The organism is Phyllobacterium sp. (assembly GCF_037994405.1).
In the GTDB taxonomy this organism is placed as follows: domain Bacteria; phylum Pseudomonadota; class Alphaproteobacteria; order Rhizobiales; family Rhizobiaceae; genus Phyllobacterium.
The window spans coordinates 1-3,592 of record NZ_JBBNAN010000205.1 but is presented as its reverse complement, the minus strand read 5'-3'; the positions used below and the strand labels follow the sequence as shown (position 1 = coordinate 3,592).

At 53.8% G+C, this 3,592-nt stretch carries 4 protein-coding genes; 1 reads left to right on the top strand and 3 read right to left on the bottom strand.

Annotated elements, in window-relative coordinates; genetic code table 11:
- Positions 1 to 68: 68 nt before the first annotated feature.
- Positions 69 to 578 carry a DUF1993 domain-containing protein gene (locus AAAC48_RS11715; protein WP_340654339.1) on the top strand — a complete coding sequence of 170 codons (510 nt, stop codon included), beginning with the start codon at positions 69 to 71 and terminating at the stop codon, positions 576 to 578.
- Between the two features lie 57 nt (positions 579 to 635).
- Here AAAC48_RS11715 and AAAC48_RS11710 read toward each other — a convergent pair whose 3' ends face one another.
- The 3 genes from AAAC48_RS11710 to AAAC48_RS11700 form a co-directional block, all read right to left on the bottom strand.
- Complete coding sequence (locus AAAC48_RS11710; protein WP_340654338.1) at positions 636 to 1,109, bottom strand: YfbU family protein; 474 nt, start codon at positions 1,107 to 1,109, stop codon at positions 636 to 638.
- A gap of 164 nt (positions 1,110 to 1,273) precedes the next feature.
- Positions 1,274 to 2,737, bottom strand: coding sequence for a nitrogen regulation protein NR(I) (gene ntrC, locus AAAC48_RS11705; protein ID WP_340654337.1), 1,464 nt, complete (start codon positions 2,735 to 2,737; stop codon positions 1,274 to 1,276).
- A gap of 2 nt (positions 2,738 to 2,739) precedes the next feature.
- Positions 2,740 to 3,592: ATP-binding protein (locus AAAC48_RS11700; protein WP_340654336.1), on the bottom strand; the 853-nt coding region annotated here is incomplete at its 5' end.

Below are 3,592 nucleotides of genomic sequence, written 5' to 3'. Positions count from 1 at the left end.
ACTATAGTCAGAACGCCGATCCGGGTTCCAGTTCTGAAAACCCGCAATGCCTTATTGGAGCACTCCCTATGTCACTTTCCATGCACAAGATTTCGGTCCCGGCATTTATCCGCGGATTCTCGGTTCTTTCATCATTGATTGACAAAGCAGAGACATTCGCCGCAGAGAAAAAAATCAATCCATCAGTTCTCGTCAACGCCCGTCTCGCGCCGGATATGCTGCCATTTTCGGGTCAAATTCAGCGGGCGAGCGATACATCAAAGGCGACTATCGGCCGCCTGACGACGATTGAAGTTCCGAAGTTTCCCGATGAGGAATCCGACTTTGCCGAACTACGCCAACGCATTGCGAAGACTGTAGCGTTTCTTGAGAGTGTCGATCAATCGGCGCTCGACGGTAGCGACAACAAGGAAGTCACGCTGAGTTCAGGCCAACGGAAGGTAACATTGAGCGGTGTAGACTACATTCTGCAGTTCGCGCTGCCGAATTTCTATTTCCACGTCACGACTGCTCAAAATATATTGCGCCATAATGGTGTCCAGGTCGGCAAGCTCGACTATCTTGGTCCCCTTGGCTGAGCTTCATCACGGAAGCTGACGCGGCGGGACATTAGCCCGCCGCGATCAACAAGCAAATCAGGCTACCAGATGTTCAATCTGATCGGCAGAAAGTTCGCTCTTCCTGCCGATTTCATTCCATCGTTGCAGCATCGCGCGATACTTTTCCAGTTGAAGCTCGGGCCGATTGCCCGCACTCGTGGAAGCTTCCTGAGGAAATTTTAGGATGTTGCTGAGAAAGTCCGCGTAGGCGAAATGGTCGTTTGGCTGGCTTGGTCCAAAGCTGACGAACTTCATGATACCTGCAACGTTCGTTGCGCCCGCGCTGGTCGATGTTCTGATCGCCCGGAATAGCGCCAAGATATCGTCAATCTCCTGCGCCGCTTCTTTACTTAGTGTGGTCGTCGAGATTCCGAGATCTTCATAAAGGCTCTCAAAGCCCTTTTCGACCACCTCCTGATGCCGCTCGTATAAAGAGACCTTCGCAGGATCGAGTTTTTTTAATATTTCGTATTGGTTAAATAATATTAACCGTTCCGCAAAGTTGAACACCACGCACCTCCGTATGATCTGATCGCATTCCGACGCTTGGTCATTTGCTTATAATTCACAGGATTTCTGGCGAATACTTTGCGCATACTCCTCTTAAGAAGCGTGCATCACATTTGCTACAATTTTATCTTTTTGATATTGTGACTGCTCGACGTCGCAATGGTTCAATGGCGGTCACTTTTCGTGTTCTTGTAGATGTTGACGCCGAGCTCGCGGATTTTCTTCCGAAGTGTATTGCGGTTGAGCCCCAGCAATTCAGCAGCCTTGATCTGGTTTCCATGCGTGGCCGTCAAGCAGGAGAGTATCAACGGATATTCAACTTCCTCAAGCACGCGCTGGTACAGGCCTGCTGGCGGCAGGTCGTCTCCATAGGACAAGAAATACCGTTGCATATTAAGTTCAACGGCTTGTGCAATGGTCGCGTCCTCATTCGCTATTGCGTTGGACGCTGGCTCGGTTGGCCTCAAGTCAGCCTTCAATTCGGCTTCGATAACTTCGGCATTGATTTCTTCCTGGGGGTAGAGTGCAGCGAGGCGGCGCACCAGATTTTCCAGTTCGCGTACATTGCCGGCCCAAGGATAGCGCCGCATCAGGTCAAGGCCGTCGGCGGTAATGCGCTTTTCGGGCAGGCCATCTTTCACTGCCATCTTAAAGAAGTGCCTGGTAAGATCGGGAATATCTTCGCCGCGCTCACGTAGCGGCGGAAGCCGCAGCGGCACCACATTGAGGCGGTAATAGAGATCTTCACGGAACAGGCCCTGATTGATCAGGGTGCGCAGATCCTTGTTCGTTGCGGCAACGATGCGCACGTCGGTCTTGATCGGCGTACGACCGCCGACGGTCATGTATTCGCCCTGTTGCAGCACTCGCAATAGCCGGGTTTGAGCTTCCATCGGCATGTCGCCAATTTCATCCAGAAACAATGTGCCGCCATCCGCCTGTTCGAACCGCCCGCTCGACCGGTTTTGTGCGCCGGTAAAGGCACCGCGTTCATGACCAAACAATTCGGACTCGATCAGGTCACGCGGGATTGCCGCCATGTTGATCGCAACGAAGGGCCCTTTGCGCCGGCGGCCATATTCATGGAGGGCACGCGCGACAAGCTCCTTGCCGGTACCGGACTCACCGGAGATCATGACTGTCAGATCTGTTTGCATCATCCGGGCCAGGACGCGGTAAATATCTTGCATCGCAGGCGATCGCCCAACCAAGGGCATCGTATCCGGCTGGTCGTCTGTCGCCCACTTCTCAGGTTTTTTCTTGGGCTCCGACAGTGCGCGACCGACAATACTGACGAGTTCGGTCAGGTCGAATGGCTTTGGCAGATATTCATATGCTCCGGCTTCCGATGCGCGGATGGCCGTCATGAAGGTGTTTTGCGCACTCATCACGATCACAGGTAGGTCGGGACGCGATTTCTTGATGCGTGGCAACAAGTCAAACGCATTTTCGTCGGGCATCACGACATCGGTGATTACCAGATCGCCGTCTCCTGCCGATATCCAACGCCAAAGCGTAGCTGCATTGGAAGTGATCCGGACATCATAGCCCGCACGGGAGAGCGCCTGATTGAGGACCGTTCTGATTGCCGCGTCGTCATCTGCGACGAGAATGCTGCCCAAACTCATAATCAGGACCCTGCTTTCTTCGAATATGGATTTTCATCTGCGTGGTCGTCATCAAGAGGACCGCTCTGCCATGCGGGCATGAGAATTCTGAACGTTGTCTTGCGCGGCACAGAATCGCATTCGATAACACCGCCATGATCACCAACAATCTTGGCGACGAGCGCAAGGCCAAGCCCTGAGCCGTTGGGTTTGGTCGTAACGAATGGATCGAACAAATGCGGCATGATATCGGGCGACACACCTGGGCCCGTATCCTGCACGGTAAACTCGAGCGGCAGAGAGACACGGGTGCGCATGCCAGGAACTGAAAGACGAATGCCGGGGCGGAACGCGGTCGAAAGCGTAATTTCACCCGGTTCGTTTGCGCCAATGGACTCGGCGGCATTCTTCACAAGATTGAGGAATATCTGCACGAGCTGATCGCGATTGGCGAAGACGTAAGGTAGCGACGGATCGTAATCCTCGTGGAACTTGATATGGCTGGCGAAGCCGTTCTTGGCTATAGCTTTAACGTGATCGAGCACAACGTGAATGTTTACCGCCTCGCGCTCGATCGGTCGCTCGTCGGAAAAGACTTCCATCCGATCAACGAGCGAAACAATCCGGTCCGTCTCATCCGTGATTAGCCGAGTCAGCGCCCGGTCATCGTCATTCAGGCCAGTTTCGAGCAATTGCGCGGCGCCGCGAATGCCGGATAGCGGGTTCTTGATCTCGTGCGCCAACATTGATGCCAGACCCGTCACGGATCTGGCGGCTCCGCGATGCGTCATCTGGCGGTCGAGCTTTTCGGCCATCGATCGTTCCTTGAAAAGGATGACGATCGATCCGGGCGATTCACTGACCGGTGTTACATAG